We start from the raw sequence: 18,927 nt of genomic DNA, 5'->3' as shown, positions 1-18,927 counted from the left end.
AAATAAAAAATGGGTATAATTTTTAATTTTGTAGAATTTTATGGCAAAAATTATAAGTACTATTAAAAATCAACGAAAACGTTTTCTTTTCACTAGTAAATTTCAGAAAAAATCAAGAAATGTTTAATTTTTACCTGCTGCTTATTGCACATGAAAATCTTCATAAGTTTTTACTCTCTCTCCCATTAAGAACATTTTCTTTTTGACAAAATGAATCGAAAGTTGCGTGTAATTCCATTCATCGCTATCGTTTGTTCTGTACCAAAAGGTATAAGAGGCACTGTTGAAACCTTCTTTAAAAACGGCAACACCTTCTTCTGTGCATTCAACACCCCAATTTATCTTTTTTTTGCTTAAATCATCATCTTGAATGATACCTGTCCCATCTGGATTTAGAACTGTACTAGGTTCTTTTTTTCCAATAGGCAAATAAGTTCCTTGCATCGGATAAGAAATAGTAGTGGTGATGTAACGTTCGCGACCTTTGTAAACAATTTTATCAATGTTGATTTCCTGAGAATAAGATTGCGTGGCAATAAAAAATAAGACAAAAAGAAATGCTTTTAAAATTTTCATTCTATGTAGATTTTAGTGTTTTGGGGGCCTCAAAAAATCCTTTAGCAGGTTTTTTAAGCGAATATAGTTCAAATTTTAATAAAAAAATGAATCCAAATTACAAGAATGATATTTTTTTTTAACATTTCATTTCCAAAGATTGCTATCTAAGAAAATTAACTTTTTTATCCGTTTTAATCCGCATCTTCGCGATAGCGAATCTGTTTTGTCTGTGTGCAAAGAATGTATATAGATAGGACGCGGATTACGCTGATTTGCTGTCGCAAAAACGCTGATGAAACTGATTTTTTTTTTTGATTTTTTTTTAGACTGCGGTGATCTTGGAGAAGGGTTACTCTGTTGAAAATTGATTTTCCAGTAGTTTTTCTTTGAAATCAGATTTGAATGTGTAAGCAAAAGTAAGCATTAGGGCGCGTGTGTCTGATTTTGAGGTTCGGTTGTTACTAAAAAGAGCCGTGTTGTTTTTGTAGCCGCTTTCGAGTGTATTAAACATATCGGTTACGACCAGTCCCAGACGGGCATTTCCTTTTCCTAATTTTTGTTGGAAACCCATGTCTACATTATAAATCGGAATCCTTTTTCCTTGTGGAGTAGCCAATGCAGAATTGTAATTTCCAATTATCTGAAGTTTTCCTCCTTGCCACGGAGCAAAATTATTAATGATTTTTCCGTACCAGTTAAAAGCATTATTGACCACATCCTGCGCCAGATTAGAGGCATCAATATTTTGTTGAAAAGCGGTTATGCTAAGGTTTGCATTGTAAAATTTAAATGGTTTTAAACTAAAGATGGTTTCCAGACCATACGTGGTAGTTGTGCCGATATTCTGCGGTTTCAGTAAAACAACGCCGTTGTCTTGAAGTTCCGCGTATTGTTTGATGGTGTTGTTGGCATTTCTGTAAAAAGCATTTGCTGAGATGGAATAGTTCTCCCATTCTTTATTGTATCCTAATTCTACAATATGTATAATTTCAGGTTTCAGATAAGGATTTCCACCATGCGGATTCAATGCATCTGTAATGTCGATAAAAGGATTCAGATTGTCTAAATCAGGACGATTGATACGTTTGCTGTAGCCCAATTTCAGAAACTCATCTGATTTCAGATTCAGTTGTAAGGATGCTGACGGAAAGAGTTTTAAATAATTGTTCGAGAAATTGTCGCTGTTGTTTTGCGTTTTTCCATTGTTAGTGACCTGTTCGGCACGAATGCCCAGATTGTATTTCCATTTTGGATTTTCGGCAGTGCCAATAAAGGAATTCAACAAACCATAGGCCGCATTGATTTGTTCGTTAAAATCAAAAATGTTGCTGGCTAAAGGATTAACCACATAATCGCTATTGATTTGGTCCGCACTCTGAAAATCGGAATTAAAAAATCGGAAAGTTCCTTTGTATCCAGTTTCAACGATTGCTTTTTCTGAAATTGGAACGACATAGTTTAAAAAGGCATTCGAGATATTTTCCTTTTCATAATTATGTGTTTTTTGAAGGTCTGGATTTCCAATTATGACTTCATTCTCATCATAATTATTTGTATCAATATCGGTATTTTCTCTATGAAAATTGAATGACGAAGTAATACCTGCATTTAGACTTTTTCTATTATCAGAAAATTTTCGATCATAATTAAAAGCCAGTTCTGCTGCTTTTGAGCGTTCCAGTTCCAGAGAATGTCTGATGTTGTTTGAAAAAAAGTTGTTCGTGTTGGTATGAACTGCGGTATGCAAAGTTTCGTCATTGTCCTGATTTTCTAAATTTCCGAGCGCTTCAAAAGAGAATGTGTTTCTTTCGCTTGGCGAAAAATCAATATTAAATTTTAGATTTTGTAATCCTTCCGTGCGCTGATCGCTTCTGTTTTGATCGATATAATGTTCGTCAGCAATAAAATAATTGGTTCTTTCGCCTTTTATTTTTTTTGTTCGTCCGGCAAAACGGTTGTCGTAACCCAAGCCAAAATTCCATTTTTCGGTTTTCTGATTTAATTGTACAGAGCTGTTCATTCTGCCTTTCGCTCCAAATCCTCCACCTAAAACTACAGCACCGTTAAGACCCGCCTGATTGTTTTTCTTGAGTTTTATATTGATGATTCCGCTTTCGGCATTGGCGTCGTATTTGGCAGTCGGATTACTGATTACTTCTATACTTTCGATACTACTTGCCGCGATCTGATCCATATTGGTGATGGCAGAGTTTTTTCCGTTAATTAGTATCATTGGTGTTTTTCCGCGTAGCGAAATGCCTCCGTCAGCATCTACGGCAACGGTTGGAATGCTTTTTAGCATGTCTGTAGCGGTACCGCCGGTTTGTGAAATATTTGATGCGGCATTAAAAACAAATCCTTCATCGGTTTTTTGAATTTGTTTTTTATTAGAATTTACAATAACGGCGTTTAATACGTTCGTGTCGTTTTGTAAAACCGTTGTGCCGAGATTTATGCCGGTGTTTATAAATGTTATTTTTTTAGAAGCAGTTTTAAATCCAATTAATTCGAATTGCAACTGATAATCGCCTGAAACGATTTTTTCTAAAGAAAAATTTCCTAACGCATCTGTTACAGCATAAGAAGCAACTTTGGTGGAGTCATTACTTTTTTTCAGGATTACAGAAACAAATTCAATTGGAACTTTACCGTCAGAAACAGTTCCTTTTATGGAAGGTGAATTTTGGGCAAAGGTGTATTGACTTATGATAAGTAAAGCGATGAGCAGTGTTATTTTAGGCATGTATTTTTTCATAAGGCAAAGATATTTGTCAGATGAATTAGGTGTGAAGAAACTGGCTTAAGATAGTATTAAATTAATCTTAGTCCGTGCTAAAGATTAGATTATAAACCTTAAATCGATTAATAGCTTTGGTTTAAAGTGTTGTTTATCAGTATTTAATGTGTTGTTTCTATCTCCTGCAAGGTCTTTTTTTAACCTTGTAGGGATCATTATTTATGTTTTAGACTTTAGCAGGGTTTAAAAAAGGCTTAGTAGGAAAATCGCAATACATCAATCAGTTACTTAATAATCGAATTTAGGTTAGGAATAAAAAAGGGTGTTTTTCCCCTAAAAAAAACAGGAAAAAGCAGAAGAAGCAAAAAGTTGGATTGCAGTAATTTTATCAAATAATTAAATGCGTAAGCCGAAAAGCAAACGAGTAGGCTTTAATTTAAAAATATGATCATGGAAACTGCTTTTTTTTTAATGATGGGCTGGTGTGGTACTAAATATCCTGGTTGGAGACCATGGAAAGTGCCGCCACATCCAGATCCGGAACCTTGGTGGATTTACACCGTTCTTGGTTTGGGAATAATAGCCGGAGTTGTAGGTGGAACAGTATTTAGTAATCTAACGATTGATAATCAGTATTTTGCTGGTCAAAATGCAGTCGCTTCCGGATTAGCAGCCTTTGCCGCTTCGGGTATAGTTACCGGTCTTGCTTCGTTAGCAAGAAAATAAAAAAATGCCTCAGCTATTTGGGGATAGTACTGAGGCGTTTTTGTTATATTTAGTTTTTCTCAATCCATTTTCTGGCATTGACAAAAGCTTCATGCCAAGGCGAAACTTCGTCATTTCTGTCTTTTGGATAATGTGCCCAGTTCCATTGGAACGTTGAACGCTCAATATGTGGCATCATTACCAAATGTCTTCCAGTTTTATCACACATCATTGCCGTATTGTAATCCGAACCGTTAGGGTTTGCCGGATAACCTTCGTAAGCATATTTAGAAACGATGTTGTAATTTTCTTCCGGTTCCGGTAAGTTGAATTTTCCTTCTCCGTGTGAAACCCAAACTCCTAAAGTACTTCCCGCTAATGTAGATAACATAACCGAATTGTTTTCTTGAACGGTTACCGAAGTAAAGATACTCTCGTGTTTGTTACTTTCGTTATGAAGCATTTTTCCGTGTACTTTATGTTCCGGATTGATTACTTCTAATTCCATAAACAACTGACATCCGTTACAGATTCCAACCGATAAAGTATCTTCTCTTTTGAAGAAATTAGCTAAAGCTGTTTTTGCTTTTTCGTTGTATAAGAAAGCGCCGGCCCAACCTTTGGCAGAACCTAAAACGTCTGAATTAGAGAATCCTCCAACTGCACCTATAAACTGAATGTCTTCTAATGTTTCACGACCTGAAATCAAATCGGTCATGTGAACGTCTTTTACATCAAAACCGGCTAAGTACATAGCATTTGCCATTTCACGTTCAGAATTACTTCCTTTTTCACGAATAATAGCGGCTTTTGGTCTCTCGACTCCGCTCGAGATGACAGGTTTTTTACCTGTAAAGTGTGCCGGGAAAGTATAGTTTAATACTTGATTTTTATAGTTTTCGAAACGTGCCTGAGCTCTTCCGTTTTTAGATTGTTTTTGATCTAATAAATAAGAAGTCTCAAACCAGATATCTCTGTACTTCGCAATATCTAATTTGTAAGCTCCAAATTCCAAAATTGCGGTGTTTTGTACGGAACCTATTTTGAAGAACTCAACATTGTTGGCACTCAATTTTGCTTCAACAGTTGCATTATTTTTAGCTTGAAAAACGATTCCGATGTTTTCAGCGAAAAGGATTTTTAACAAGTCTTTTTCAGCGAAAGCGCTAAAATCAATTTTGGCTCCAAGATTTACATCAGCAAAACACATTTCCAGTAAAGTAGTAATCAAACCACCACTTCCGATATCGTGTCCGGCAAGAATCTGATCTTCTAAAATTAATTCCTGAATTGTGTTAAAGGCAGTTTTAAAGAAAGAAGCATCTTTTATAGTAGATGTTTTATTTCCGATTGTGTTTCTGGTTTGTGCAAAAGAAGAACCTCCTAATTGGAAAGCATCCTGAGACAAATTGATATAATAAATAGCATCTCCGTTTTTCTGTAAAACCGGTTCTACTACTTTTTTAATGTCGATACAATTTCCTCCGGCAGAAATAATAACCGTTCCCGGTGCAATTACTTCGTCGTTAGGGTATTTTTGTTTCATCGAAAGGGAATCTTTTCCTGTTGGAATATTAATTCCTAATTCGATAGCAAATTCAGAACAACCTTCAACAGCAGCGTACAAACGAGCATCTTCTCCTTCATTTTTACAAGCCCACATCCAGTTAGCTGAAAGTGAAATTCCTTTCATTCCGTCTTTAATCGGAGCCCAAACGATGTTTGATAACGACTCTGCGATAGCATTTCTACTTCCTGCAACCGGATCAATTAAAGCGGCAATAGGAGCGTGACCGATAGAAGTTGCGATTCCTTCTTTACCTAAATAATCTAAAGCCATTACACCCACATTGTTCAATGGTAAATGTAACGGACCTGCATTTTGCTGTTTAGCCACTTTTCCACCTACACAACGGTCTACTTTATTAGTCAGCCAGTCTTTTGAGGCAACCGCTTCTAAACGTAAAACGTCTTGTAAATAACTTTCGAAATCATTTGCCGAGTAAGAAACATCAGCATATTTTCTGTCGATTGTTTTGTCAGTCATTACCGTTTTTGGTGAACTTCCGAAGAAATCTTCCAAAGCATAATCCATCGGTTTTGAACCATTTGATTTAGATTGGAAAGTAAAACGATGATCACCCGTAACATCACCCACCTGATACATTGGAGAACGCTCTCTGTCGGCAATTCTTTGTAAGGTGTCAATGTCTTTTTGGCCAATAACCAATCCCATTCTTTCCTGAGATTCGTTACCGATAATTTCTTTTGCAGAAAGGGTAGGGTCTCCAACAGGTAATTTATCTAAATCGATTAAACCTCCGGTTTCTTCCACTAATTCAGAAAGACAGTTTAAGTGCCCACCCGCACCGTGATCGTGAATAGAAACAATTGGATTATTGTCACTTTCAACTAAACCACGAATTGCATTTGCGGCACGTTTTTGCATTTCCGGATTAGAACGCTGAATCGCGTTTAATTCGATTCCTGAACCAAAAGCACCTGTATCTGCAGAAGAAACTGCAGCACCACCCATTCCGATTCTATAATTTTCTCCACCTAGTATCACGATTTTATCGCCTTCCTGTGGTTTCTTTTTGATGGATTGATCCAGTTTTCCGTATCCGATTCCACCTGCTTGCATGATTACTTTGTCGTAACCAATTTTGCGGTTGTTTTCTTCGTGTTCGAAAGTTAAAACAGAACCTGTAATTAAAGGCTGACCAAATTTATTTCCAAAATCAGAAGCTCCGTTTGATGCTTTGATTAAAATATCCATTGGAGTCTGGTACAACCATTTTCTTTCTTCAACAGCATTTTCCCACTTACGTTCTGCGTTTAAACGAGAGTAAGAAGTCATATAAACAGCAGTTCCTGCCAATGGCAATGAACCTTGACCACCCGCTAAACGGTCACGAATTTCTCCTCCTGATCCGGTTGCAGCTCCATTGAAAGGCTCTACAGTTGTTGGGAAATTGTGTGTTTCTGCTTTTAATGAAATAACCGAATCAAATTCTTTTACTTCATAAAAATCAGGTTTATCGGCAGTTTTTGGTGCAAACTGCTGCACTTTTGGTCCTTTTACAAAAGCAACGTTGTCTTTGTAAGCAGAAACAATATCGTTAGGATTTTCCTGAGATGTTTTTTTGATTAGTTTGAATAGAGAAGTCTCTTTTTCTTCACCGTCAATAATAAAAGTTCCGTTGAAAATCTTGTGACGACAGTGCTCTGAATTTGCTTGTGAGAAAGCAAAAATTTCAGAATCGGTTAGTTTTCTTCCAAGTTTTACGGCTAAATTATCTAAATAAGCTACCTCTTCTTCACTTAAAGCCAAACCTTCCGTTTTATTGTATGCCGCAATATCATCGATATCGAGAATCGGTTCCGGTTGTACGTTGATCGTGAAAATTTCCTGATCTAATTGGCTGAATTTTTGCAAAAGCATCGGGTCAAAATCGGTGAAATCCTCCGTTGCGGGGTGAAATTCTTCAATTCTGATAATGCCCGAAATACCCATATTCTGAGTGATTTCTACTGCATTTGTACTCCAAGGTGTAATCATAGTGGCACGTGGGCCAACAAAAAAATCCGTCAGTGCGGATTTTTCGATCTTATTGGAGTCGGCAAAAAGCCAGTTTAATTTTGAAATGTCTTGAGCTGAAATTTCGTTTTGCGTTTGTACGGCAAAAACAGTTTTGCTTTGGTTTTCAAAGAAATGGATCATTTTGTGTAGTTTGTTGTATTGAAGTGCAAATTTAGTGTAAATAAATAGTAAGCGCAAATTTGAAAACCATCTCTTTTGAAAAAAAATTAAAGGCTGTTTTTTTATGAAAGCAAGTAATGTAAGTTCGTTTTGAAAGTGGGAACGAGGCGGTTGTTGTGTTTTGTTTTTTTAATCTCGCAAAGGCGCGGAGTCGCAAAGTTTTATTAGTGTGTTAGGATGTTTAAACTTTGTTGCGATTAGGCTTTGCAGGTGGAATTTGGATAGGCTTTGAATTGCTTTTGGTTTCAATCAACGGCTATTAAAAAAACATCTTAAATAATTTAAAAAATGGTCTTCTTGATTCTTGTGAAATAAAAAAAGCGGCAATCTGCCGCTTTTAAATTATGAATATTCTAGTTTTTAATTAGTTGATTATGATTTTTTTGTAAACCGTTTTTGCGTCGGTGGCTATTTTGATTATGTATATTCCTGCTGCAAGATGGTGAACTGCTATTTCGGAATCTGTGTTATTTCGTTTTTCGAAAACTTTTTGTCCGGAAAACGAAAGGATTTCAACTGAATAGTGCTCTGTTGAATTAGGAAATCCAATAGTGAAGTTTCCTTTTGAAGGATTAGGGTAAATCAGAATGTCATCGGTAGCAGTAACTGTTTCCTCTTTACTTGCTTTTGCTATTTTACTTGCTAAATTGTTACAGGTGTCACTAGTGTACGAATCCCACTGCGAGGTTAAATTAAATGTTGTGGATGGAGAAGTTACGGTTGCCTTTCTTCTTAGTGTAACATCGGCGGCAAAGTTGGCTGTTCCGCCACTAAACGTTCCGATGATGTCAATCAGAACACCATTTTTAAATAAACCGACAGCATCATTGCCATTAAAAGCCAGTTCGGTTGCGGTTGTCGAAATATTGGCGGCACTGGTTGAGAAACAAGTCGAGGAAATGGAGCTGTTTACCAGTACATATTTACCACCGCTGCTCAATGTTCCCGTTAAGGCTAATCCTGTACTCCAGGCACCTGCGCCATTTGTTTGTTTTTTTAGGGTGTAAATAGACAGGTTTACGGCACTTCCGGTGTTATTTGCGATTTCTAAAGCTTTATTGTTTCCGGAACCTTCAATATATTCAGAGAAAAGTAACTCGGTGGCAGCTCCGCCTGTACCGCTACTGTCGGTTGTAACGGCAATCGTAGTACTGGCTGGAGAAGTGTTTCCTGCCGCATCTTTTGCTTTTACGTAGATCGAATAATTGGTCGAAGCAGTTAAACCTGTTAGGGTTGCAGTTGACCCTGAAACAGTAGTTTTTAAAACATTGTTGGCATAAACATCATAACCGGTAACATTCACATTATCGGTAGAAGCGGTCCAGCTAAGTGCAATTGAAACCGAAGTTTTACTTGTTGAAGCTAAACTTGTTGGTGTAGTAGGAGCCTGAGTGTCTCCGGATGGAGAAGTACCACCACCCCAGATTTGGTTTACATATTCCGGATGATCAATATAGGGATTTCTATTGTTTTGACGGGCGTAGATGGCATTGTTTCGGGCAATTTCTCTTGCACTTACAGGATCTTGCGCATTCCATTGCAAAAGAATATTTAAAAAGACGGTTGTAAATACTTTGTTACTGGAACCATCAAACATCGCATAACTATAACCCGAAACAGTATTCTCATAACGGGTTGCAAAGTAAAAATACATTCGGGCAATATCTCCTTTGAAATCATTTATAGGTTCAAAAACAGTTCCTGAATACCCTGATGTTGAATTCGGACCCAGTTTTCCTCCGTTTTTAGACGTATAAGTTGGAGCATTCACCACTCCGTGTGGATAGTTCGAGCGCATTCCGTTTACTTTACCATCTGTTGGTGTAATAAAATGGGCATCGGCAACCATTGGTGATTGCTCATTAAAAACTGATTGTGGAATAATGTGCTCTCTGTTGTAACAATCGCCTTCTACAGAATAGTTACCGCATCTTTGTGTAGTTCCGGTACTGTAATTATAAGGATCTTTCCCTGACGGGTTTTCGGAGTACATGTCTAAAACGGTTCCGTCATTTTCGTAGAAATTGTCTACATCTGAAGTTTGGTAGGTGGTGTATAAACCTGCATATCCGTTATTGGTATGGTCTTTTATAATGTTATACAATTGTGTTTTCAGTGTGTAACCGGTTGCGGTTGCGGTGTTGTAATAACCGGATGGAATCTGTGCGAAACCAGCAATAGTAAAGACCAGTAATAGAAACGAAGAGTAGCTTTTTTTCATAAATAATAGTTTAGGTTTGGTTAGGTGAACAAGATAAATTAAATTTTCAGAAAATTGGTAATCAGTTATTTAATTTATTGATCGCGCCAAACCTACTGTTTTTATAAGTATGCGGTATTAAGAGATGTTTAAATTTTGGATATATTTTCTTACGGTTGTTTTAGTGCTGGTTTTACACGCAGAAATTGCTGTGTTTTTTTAAACCATATAAGTGATGTAAGTTCATTTAAACGAAACTTATATTTTCTGACATGACTTATATGGTTCAAATTAGGTAGCTATGTGGGTAGTAAAACTTATTTTTTTGGATTTTTTTTATTTTGGTAAATCCCGAAATGGAATAAAGAAACCAAATAAGTAACATGCTATTAAGCTAATTTTAAATGAACTTACATTACTTATATGGTTCAAATTCGGCAGCTATGTAAGCAATAGAGCTTATTCTGTAAAAATTTTACTAGAAACCAATTAAGTAACATGCTATTAAGCTAAGTTTAAATGAACTTACATTACTTATATGGTTCAAATCCGGTAGCTATGTGGGTAGTAAAACTTATTTTGTGAAAATTTTACTTTAATGAACTTAGAAACCAAATAAGTAACATGCTATTAAGCTAAGTTTAAATGAACTTACATTACTTATATGGTTTAAATTCGGCAGCTATATGGGCAGTAAAACTTATTTAGGAAAATCTTTACTCTGATAAGCACCCAAATCGGGAGGAGAAGTTCGGGCATTTCCAATAATATCCAATGGAATTGCATATGCCTGATTTCCTTTCGCGAAAGCGGCAGACGTTTTGTCTATATTGAATTTGTTTTTAGAGGCATTATAAAACTTCGGATTTTCATTTAGAATAATTTGATTGTAGTGAACAGGATCATTTTTAAACTGGTAATCCGGACTGTTGTTTGTGCTGCTGAATTTCAATAAACAGTTATTCAATTGGTATACAAATTGTGCATTTGCGCTTTTGTCTAAGTTAAATTCGTTTGTGCTTGTACCATAGATAATGCAATTGTTAAAAGTTGCCTTGGTTAAATCTTTGGTTTCGGGTGTTGCACCGGCCAGACGATTGCTTAAGTGAACGGCGAAATGTTGACTACTCGACCAATTGTTGTAAAAAGTAGCATGTGTAAAGTTGTAATCTCCACCGTAAATACAAGATAAACTCGCTAGTCCCGAATAATTTATAACAATATTCTCTCCGTTGATTCGTGCATTTTGAGCTAAAATTCCATATTGAGAACAGTTGTAAATCTGTGTATTTTTGATTTGTACCGTTGTAGCATCTTGGTTTCTGATGGATAAACCTATTGTAGCATTCTTTAATGTCAAATGATTGATGGTGTGATTTGTGCTTCCGTCCGCCAGAATAACAGCATCCCATTGCCCCGGAATATCAGCGTAAAGGGATTCTAGTCGATCTCCTCTAAAGACAACTTCGTTTTCCAGTTTTGAACTGGTTGAAGCAGCTCCGTTTATTTTTAAAGAAGCATTTTTATCTACAAAAAGTCCGGAATTGGCATGGAAATAAACTCTTGCTCCAGCTTCAAAAGTGACGGTTTTGCTTTGAGGAACTCCGGCATAACCATAAATAACGTATGGTTTAGTATTGTTGAAAATCAGTTCGTTTCCGTTAACTGCATCTGTTTCATTCAAATAAAAACCATCAACAGCTTTTCCGTCGATTTGGATTTTTTCTTTGGTTCCGTCCGGATTTTGCTGTGGGTATAAAAAAACAGCGTCCTGAATTAAGGTTACCAAAGCTACTTTTTGCTGATTGGCTCCGCTGTCGAATTGAATTTCATCCGTGTATAAAAAATCAGTTGGGTTAGCATCTGTAATGTCAGCTGTAGTTTCTACAAAAATGTACAGACTGTCTTTAGCCAAAAGGGTAACATTGTTAAAAATCTTACCATTGTTTCCGCTCATTCCGTCTACAGTCATTCGATATTTAGAATTTAACCCTTTTTTGAGTTGAATGACCGGAATAGAAATGTCTTTTTTGCTTGTGTTGTATACTTTAAGTTGATAGGTGCTTGAGCCGATGTTTTTAAAAACGGTATCCAAATAAACAGTGTCTTTTGAAAATTTTAAATTTCCTGAACTGGCTGTGGTATCAAAATCAGTCCGACAGGAGCTGGCAGCTAAAAGTATTCCGAAAATGAAGAGTACAAAAAAGTGACGCATTTGAATTGGTTTAGTTTTTTTGTTGCAGATTGAAAGGGTTTAAAAAAGATTTTTGTCTATTTAATCTTAATGCCTTCTTCCTTAATAATCTGTGAAATCGAAGGCATTGAATTTTATTGAAAATGTATTTGCCTTTGATTTATGTTTTGGTAAAAATAGCAAAAATCTGACAGGTTTATAAATGAATTTTAATATTAGAATTGGATTTTCGGATTTGTATCTCATCTTTTCTTTAATTTTACGATTTTAAAGCCTATTTTAATGAAGTATACAAAAGAACAAATTTTAGCGCACTGCAATGAGTTTTCGAAAAACACTTTGATGGAAACGTTAAAAATAGAATATATTGACGCCGGAGAAGATTTTTTGACGGCAAAAATGCCAGTAAACCCTGCTGTTTACCAACCAATGGGATTATTGCACGGAGGAGCTTCAGTCGCTTTGGCTGAAAGTGTAGGAAGTGCAGCCTCTTTTTTCTTTATAGATCCGAATGAACAAGAAGTTCGCGGAATCGAAATTTCTGCCAATCATCTAAAAAGCATTCGCGAAGGTTATGTTTTCGGAACAGCGCGAATTATTCACAAGGGAAGAAGTATTCATCTTTGGGAAATTAAAATCACAGATGAAGCCGGGAATCTGATTTCGCTCTGCAAATTGACGAATATGGTTTTGGATAGAAAGAAAAGTTAAAAATAATATTTAAAAAAATTAATGGCTCAAACAAATTCAGCGGCAGTTTCTGCTACGTTTAGAGAGAGGACCGTAAAAGCGATTCTTTCTGTTATCTTCTTTTTTATTGTCTATCTTTTACTTATTATTTCAGGTATTGGTCTTACTGTTTTGGCAGGTTATGGAGGACTAATGCTTATTGTTGCCAAACCTAGTTTTTTGACCTTTATGATTGGTGGTGGATTATTGTGTATGGGAATTTTAATCTTGATCTTTTTGTTCAAGTTTATTTTTGTGAAAAATGTAGTTGACCGATCTCATTTAGTCGAAATTACAAGAGAAGAAGAACCTAAATTATTTGATTTTATTGAAGAGATTGTAGGTGCTGTAAAGACAGATTTTCCAAAAAAAGTGTATTTATCATCAGATGTTAATGCTGCCGTTTTTTATGATTCCAATTTTTGGAGCATGTTTTTACCGATTAAGAAAAATCTTCAAATTGGTGTTGGACTTATCAATTCAGTTTCAGAATTAGAACTTAAAGCTATTTTGGCTCACGAATTTGGTCATTTTTCGCAAAGAAGCATGAAAGTAGGAAGTTATGTTTATAATGTAAACAAGATTATTCATAATATGCTCTTTGATAATGATTCGTATAATTCTATAGCACAAAGCTGGGGAAGTGTAAATGGATATTTTGCTTTTTTTGCCGGATTAGCAGTAAAAATTGTGCAAGGAATTCAATGGGTTTTGAGGCAGGTTTATGAGGTTGTAAATTTAAGCTATTACAGTTTATCCAGACAAATGGAATTTCATGCTGATGCCGTTGCTGCAAATGTAACGGGTTCTGAACCTTTAATCACTTCTTTACTCCGTCTTGATCTTGCTAGTCATTCGTTTAATAAGGTTTTAGATTATTATGGAGATAAAATCCCGAAATCTATTAGTACAAAAAACATATATGAGCAACAGACTTTGGTGATGAATTTTATTGCAGCTAAAAGTAAATTGCAAGTTCAGAATGATTTGCCACAATTGACTACGGATTTTTTGAATCGGTATAATAAATCAAAGCTTGTAATCGAAAATAAATGGGATACGCATCCTAGTATTGAAGACCGAATTTCGGAACTAAAAAAATTAGGGATAGAAAAGTCTATTGCAAGCGACAAATTAGCAACCTGTTTGCTAAACAATCGTGTTGATTTGCAGAATAAGTTTACAGACAAGTTGTTTTTGGCGGTTTCGTATCCGGATGCGGTCGTTTACAACAAAAACGAGCAATTTTTTGAAGAGTTTGAAAGTGAATTTTTGTCCGGGTCTTTTGATGAGGTTTACAATAATTATTACGATAACAAAAACCCTGATTGTAAAACTCAGGAATTAAATTCTTCAGCCGAAAAATATGAATTGAGTGATTTGTTCAGTAATGCTTCAATTGATTTGGTATACAGTTCAATTTCATTAGAAAATGACATTCAAGTTTTAAAACAAATTTCAAATGGAAGTTATAAAGTGAAATCATTCAATTATGATGGGCATAAAATTTCCTCAAAAAATTGCGATGAGTTGATCGATAAATTAACAGTTGATTTGAAAGAAATTAAAGAGGAAATTCTTGAAAATGATATTCGTATTTATTCTCTATTTTTAGAATTGGCAAATAGTCAGGGAAAAGGGGGAGAGTTAAAAAACAGATATGATAGTTTTTTTGATGTAGATAAGAACTACGATGAAAAATTCGAGTATTATATGAAGATGCTGAAAGTCTCTGATTTTATGCATCATGTGGCTACTTTTGATGCTATTGAAAAGAATATGTTGCTACTAAAAGAAGAGGAAAGGCAATTTAAGATTCAAATTGAAAAAATGCTGGAAAGTAATGTTTATAGGGAAGCTATAACAATTGAGATGAGAGTCTCTTTTAATAAGTATTTGTCGGAAGAATGGGTTTATTTTAAAGGTAATCAATATTTAGATGAAGTTTTGGAGTTGCTATCTAAATCGATGATTGATTATCAGGATGTTTTGTCAAAAACATTTTTTAAAACCAAAAAAGAACTTTTAGAGTATAAAGCTCAACTTTTACAGTATCATGAATAATTTCTTTTCTAAAATAAAAAATCATAAAGCACAAAATTTACCCTTTGTGCTTTATTCCAAACCCAATTCGACCAGAATAATTGGGCTTTTACAACAAAATAATGATTTACACACCGTTTCAAATTTTACGGAGAAAGGATTTGTTTTTGCTTCTTTTGATGAAAAACAACTGATCCTGATTCCTGAAAATGAATCGGAAATAATTACTTCTGAACAGGAAAGTGTAGAGATCAATTTAACTGAAATAAATGATTCCGGTTTTGATGTCGCTGCTAAAAAACAATATGAAGATTTAGTAGCCAAAGGAATTGAGGCAATTAAAAACGATGAATTCAAAAAAGTGGTTTTGTCAAGAAGCGAAAGTGTTGCCTTAGGCGAATTTGATTTTACCGTTGTTTTCCAGCAATTGATTCAATTGTATCCGACGACTTTCAGTTATTGCTTTTTTCATCCCAAAGTCGGATTTTGGATGGGAGCAACGCCGGAACAACTGCTTAAAGCAAACGGAAATGAATTTGAAACCACTGCATTGGCCGGAACACAAAAAGCCAATTCGGAAGTGGAGATTTTGTGGCAACAAAAAGAAAAAGAGGAGCAGCAATATGTGACCGATTTTATTATTAAAAGACTTCGTGAAGTGGCTTTGTCTGTAAACGTTACAGAGCCTTACAGTATTAAAGCAGGATCAATCTGGCATATCAAAACCGACATTTCGGGTGTTTTAAACGAAAATTCTACTTTAGAAGAAGTGATCGATACCTTACATCCAACACCGGCTGTTTGTGGTTTACCGAAAAAGAAAGCAAAAGCATTTATCCTTGAAAATGAAAATTACGACCGCACTTTTTATACGGGTTTTCTAGGCGAATTAAACAGCAGTTTGGCTTCAAGTGCCGTAAGTTCTGATTTATTTGTAAATTTACGAAGCATGCAGATTCAGGAAAATAAAGCCATTTTGTATATGGGCTGCGGTATTACCAAAGAAAGTATTCCCGAAAAAGAGTGGGAGGAAAGCGTGAATAAATCAATGACCATGAAGAGGGCTTTGTCTATTAAAGCTGTATAGTCTCAGTTTTCAGTCTCAGTATCAGTCTGTACTGCAACTTGAAACCTGTAACCTGAAACAAAAAAAATCAAAAAGAAACAAAAAACAAAAAAAAATGAAACTAGACATATTAGCCTTCGGAGCACACCCTGACGATGTAGAATTAGGTTGTGCCGGAACCATTTTAAAAGAAGTATCACTTGGGAAAAAAGTGGGTGTTGTAGATTTAACCCGTGGTGAATTGGGAACCCGCGGTACAGCAGAAATCAGAGATCAGGAAGCAGCTGCTGCTGCAAAGATATTAGGAGTTGTAGTTCGCGAGAATTTAGCAATGCGCGATGGCTTTTTTACCAATGATGAAAATCATCAATTAGAAGTCATTAAAATGATCCGAAAATATAAACCTGAGATCGTTTTGTGTAATGCCATTGATGACCGTCATATTGATCACGGAAAAGGAAGTAAATTAGTTTCAGACGCTTGCTTTTTGTCAGGATTAGTAAAAATTAAAACATTGATTGACGGCGTAAGTCAGGAGGCCTGGAGACCGAAAGTGGTCTATCATTATATTCAGTGGAAAAACATTGAACCGGATTTTGTTGTCGACATCACTGGTTTCGAAGAAAAAAAGATTGAAGCCATTCTGGCCTATAAAACGCAATTTTATGATGCCAATTCAGAAGAACCTGCAACACCAATTACGAGTAAAAACTTCTTAGAAAGTTTAAATTATCGTGCACAGGACTTAGGAAGACTCGTTGGAAAGGATTTTGCCGAAGGATTCACTGTTGAAAGGTGTTTGGCAGTCAATAGTTTAGAAGATTTATTGTAAATTTTTCATTTTTTTATTTGTGGAAGTAAACCTTTGTTGTATATTTGCAACCGCAAAGAAAAATGGTGGTTGTAGCTCAGCTGGTTAGAGTATTGGTTTGTGGTGCCGAGGGTCGCCGGTTCGAACCCGGTCAGCCACCCAGGATTTTGGAAAGCCTTGAAGAAATTCAAGGCTTTTTTTGTGGTCTTTTTTTTTTTTTGAAACCATATAAGTGATGTAAGTTAATATAAGTTTGATGCTTAATTCTTGAAAACGCTTTATCTGTTTACTATAATCCCATCCTCCGGATTAAAAAAAGCAACCTTTTTTATTTTAAGTGCAAATGCGCAACGATTTCTAAAGTGCATAAGAATTTCTTTTTAAAAACCAAATGTCACCCTGAGCGAAGTCGAAGGCTCCAAGAAACGAATTGGACTGTGCTCAAAGGAAAACCAAATGTCACCCTGAGCGAAGTCGAAGGCTTCGTAAGGAACTACACGTCTTTTAAGCTCGGATCAATCTTCAACACTATAAAACCACTAACGATATAGAAACGTCAGTTTGTTCATCAACAAACAGACGCAGCAATTTTTTCAAAAAAAAATCAAGTACATTCTAAGTGATTTACAAGCAAATACAATTTTAAATGAATTTACATCACTGATATGCCATTTTTTTCTTTGCAGAAGTAAACCTTTATTGTATATTTGCAACCGCAAAGAAAATGGTGGTTGTAGCTCAGCTGGTTAGAGTATTGGTTTGTGGTGCCGAGGGTCGCCGGTTCGAACCCGGTCAGCCACCCAGGATTTTGGAAAGCCTTGAAGAAATTCAAGGCTTTTTTTGTGGCCTTTTTTTTCGAAGCATATGAGTGATGTAAGTTTGATGCTTAAGTTCTGGAAAAACTTCTAAAAAAATCTCGCAAAGACGCGAAGTCGCAAAGTTTTTGTTTTGATTTTTTAACTTCGCGACTTTGCGTCTTTGCGAGAAATAATTTCTACTACGCCCCAGTTTTTTGCATTGATCTATTTTTTGAGGATTAAATTAGATTTGAAACAGTCAGAACAATCCCGTAAATTAAGCATCCCGGCTTATAGTAACTTACATCACTTAAATGGTTTAAAAACAAAAAAAGCACGATCGTAAAAATCATGCCTTTCGGGTTGTTATAATTTAGTTTTGTGAATTATCTAACTTCTGAAAAAGTATTTCCTTGTTTAATGTCACCTGTATTAAAGCCTTTCTCGAACCAATACATTCTTTGTTCAGAAGAACCATGAGTAAAAGAGTCGGGAACTACATGCCCCTGCATTTTACTTTGTATGGCATCATCGCCCACGGCACTTGCAGCGCTCAAAGCTTCGTCAATATCGCCGGCATCGAGGTTTTCTTTGTTATGATGTGCCCAGACTCCTGCATAAAAATCAGCTTGTAGTTCTAATGCAACAGAGAGTTTATTGGCTTCCGCTTCACTTTTTCCTTGTTGCGCTTCTCGCATTTTTGCTGAGGTGCCCAGTAAGGTTTGGATGTGATGGCCAATTTCATGCGCTATAACGTATGAAATGGCAAAGTCGCCACCCTTGGCACCAAATTTGGATTTTAGTTCCTCAAAGAAGCCTAAATCCATATATACTTTTTTATCGCCCGGACAATAGAAAGGACCTGAAGATGATGAGGCGCCCCCGCAGGCCGTTTGAACAGAACCTCTAAAAAGTACCAGTTTTGGTTTTTGGTACGTCATACCATTTTCTTCGAATATTTTGCTCCAGGTGTCTTCATTATAAGCCAACATAACTCGGACAAAATTGCCCATTTCTTCATCTTCTTTGCTTAGTGGAGCAGCAGCTTCAGTCTGGGTTTGTTGTCCACCTTGTAGTTGTTCTAAAACCGGGGTTATAAGTTGCGCATTTTCACCGCCAAAAATGTTTACTAATAGTATAATAATACCAATAATTCCGCCTCCTACGGCTACTTTTCCGCCGGAAATAGATCTTCTGTCTTCAACATTGTCACTTTGTCTTCTGCCTTGCCATTTCATATCGTGTTGTATTAGTGGTTATTGTGGTTATGGTCTTACGAATTTATATATTTTTTTGAAACAAAAGCCAATCAGGAGGATTAACT

At 35.9% G+C, this 18,927-nt stretch carries 11 protein-coding genes and 2 tRNA genes; 7 read left to right on the top strand and 6 right to left on the bottom strand.

Features of this window, described 5'->3' with window-relative positions; genetic code table 11:
- Window positions 1-141: 141 nt before the first annotated feature.
- A complete protein-coding gene (locus tag AB674_RS02775) occupies window positions 142-576 on the bottom strand; it encodes a hypothetical protein (RefSeq protein ID WP_047773645.1) in 435 nt (144 codons plus the stop codon).
- Window positions 577-907: 331 nt separating this feature from the next.
- Window positions 908-3,313, bottom strand: coding sequence for a TonB-dependent receptor domain-containing protein (locus AB674_RS02770; RefSeq protein ID WP_047773644.1), 2,406 nt, complete (start codon window positions 3,311-3,313; stop codon window positions 908-910).
- A gap of 432 nt (window positions 3,314-3,745) precedes the next feature.
- Between AB674_RS02770 and AB674_RS02765 the strand changes: the two genes are divergently transcribed.
- Window positions 3,746-4,021, top strand: coding sequence for a hypothetical protein (locus AB674_RS02765; protein ID WP_131701510.1), 276 nt, complete (start codon window positions 3,746-3,748; stop codon window positions 4,019-4,021).
- A gap of 49 nt (window positions 4,022-4,070) precedes the next feature.
- Here the strand turns inward: AB674_RS02765 and purL are convergent, their stop codons facing one another.
- The 3 genes from purL to AB674_RS02750 all read right to left on the bottom strand — a co-directional run bounded on the left by purL (window position 4,071) and on the right by AB674_RS02750 (window position 12,178).
- A complete protein-coding gene (gene purL, locus AB674_RS02760; protein WP_047773640.1) occupies window positions 4,071-7,724 on the bottom strand; it encodes a phosphoribosylformylglycinamidine synthase in 3,654 nt (1,217 codons plus the stop codon).
- 403 nt (window positions 7,725-8,127) lie between these two features.
- Entirely contained in the window at window positions 8,128-9,984 is a 1,857-nt protein-coding gene (locus tag AB674_RS02755; protein WP_047773638.1) for an endonuclease, read from the bottom strand.
- Between the two features lie 679 nt (window positions 9,985-10,663).
- Window positions 10,664-12,178: a hypothetical protein gene (locus tag AB674_RS02750; protein WP_047773636.1), complete on the bottom strand. Its 1,515-nt coding sequence runs from the start codon at window positions 12,176-12,178 to the stop codon at window positions 10,664-10,666.
- A gap of 261 nt (window positions 12,179-12,439) precedes the next feature.
- On the opposite strand from AB674_RS02750, the gene AB674_RS02745 reads away from it, so the two are divergent.
- The 6 genes from AB674_RS02745 (at window position 12,440) to AB674_RS02720 (ending at window position 17,607) form a co-directional block, all read left to right on the top strand.
- Window positions 12,440-12,868, top strand: a complete 429-nt coding sequence (locus tag AB674_RS02745; RefSeq protein ID WP_047773634.1) for a PaaI family thioesterase — start codon at window positions 12,440-12,442, stop codon at window positions 12,866-12,868.
- A gap of 21 nt (window positions 12,869-12,889) precedes the next feature.
- Window positions 12,890-14,950, top strand: coding sequence for a M48 family metallopeptidase (locus AB674_RS02740; protein ID WP_047773632.1), 2,061 nt, complete (start codon window positions 12,890-12,892; stop codon window positions 14,948-14,950).
- Window positions 14,943-16,016, top strand: coding sequence for a chorismate-binding protein (locus AB674_RS02735; RefSeq protein WP_047773630.1), 1,074 nt, complete (start codon window positions 14,943-14,945; stop codon window positions 16,014-16,016). Before AB674_RS02740 ends, AB674_RS02735 begins: the two co-directional genes overlap by 8 nt.
- A gap of 94 nt (window positions 16,017-16,110) precedes the next feature.
- Window positions 16,111-16,827, top strand: coding sequence for a bacillithiol biosynthesis deacetylase BshB1 (gene bshB1 / locus AB674_RS02730; protein ID WP_047773629.1), 717 nt, complete (start codon window positions 16,111-16,113; stop codon window positions 16,825-16,827).
- Window positions 16,828-16,892: 65 nt separating this feature from the next.
- Window positions 16,893-16,966, top strand: a tRNA-His gene (locus AB674_RS02725).
- Window positions 16,967-17,533: 567 nt separating this feature from the next.
- Window positions 17,534-17,607 (top strand) — tRNA-His (locus AB674_RS02720).
- A 382-nt stretch (window positions 17,608-17,989) separates the two neighbouring features.
- Here AB674_RS02720 and AB674_RS02715 read toward each other — a convergent pair.
- The gene (locus tag AB674_RS02715) at window positions 17,990-18,841 is read right to left on the bottom strand and encodes a neutral zinc metallopeptidase (protein WP_047773627.1); all 852 of its coding nucleotides are present in this window, start codon (window positions 18,839-18,841) and stop codon (window positions 17,990-17,992) included.
- Window positions 18,842-18,927: the final 86 nt, after the last annotated feature.

The sequence above is a fragment of the Flavobacterium sp. ABG genome (assembly GCF_001027725.1).
GTDB lineage: Bacteria > Bacteroidota > Bacteroidia > Flavobacteriales > Flavobacteriaceae > Flavobacterium > Flavobacterium cupriresistens.
Note: the sequence above shows the minus strand (reverse complement) of the source record. Positions and strands in the feature narration are given on the sequence as shown.

Bases quoted from the DNA above. Each gene is read 5' to 3' on its own strand.
- AB674_RS02755 (WP_047773638.1), bottom strand. From the start codon at position 9,984: ATGAAAAAAAGCTACTCTTCGTTTCTATTACTGGTCTTTACTATTGCT.
- AB674_RS02715 (WP_047773627.1), bottom strand. From the start codon at position 18,841: ATGAAATGGCAAGGCAGAAGACAAAGTGACAATGTTGAAGACAGAAGA.
- AB674_RS02740 (WP_047773632.1), top strand. From the start codon at position 12,890: ATGGCTCAAACAAATTCAGCGGCAGTTTCTGCTACGTTTAGAGAGAGG.
- AB674_RS02735 (WP_047773630.1), top strand. From the start codon at position 14,943: ATGAATAATTTCTTTTCTAAAATAAAAAATCATAAAGCACAAAATTTA.
- purL (WP_047773640.1), bottom strand. From the start codon at position 7,724: ATGATCCATTTCTTTGAAAACCAAAGCAAAACTGTTTTTGCCGTACAA.
- bshB1 (WP_047773629.1), top strand. From the start codon at position 16,111: ATGAAACTAGACATATTAGCCTTCGGAGCACACCCTGACGATGTAGAA.
- AB674_RS02745 (WP_047773634.1), top strand. From the start codon at position 12,440: ATGAAGTATACAAAAGAACAAATTTTAGCGCACTGCAATGAGTTTTCG.
- AB674_RS02775 (WP_047773645.1), bottom strand. From the start codon at position 576: ATGAAAATTTTAAAAGCATTTCTTTTTGTCTTATTTTTTATTGCCACG.
- AB674_RS02765 (WP_131701510.1), top strand. From the start codon at position 3,746: ATGGAAACTGCTTTTTTTTTAATGATGGGCTGGTGTGGTACTAAATAT.
- AB674_RS02770 (WP_047773644.1), bottom strand. From the start codon at position 3,313: ATGAAAAAATACATGCCTAAAATAACACTGCTCATCGCTTTACTTATC.
- AB674_RS02750 (WP_047773636.1), bottom strand. From the start codon at position 12,178: ATGCGTCACTTTTTTGTACTCTTCATTTTCGGAATACTTTTAGCTGCC.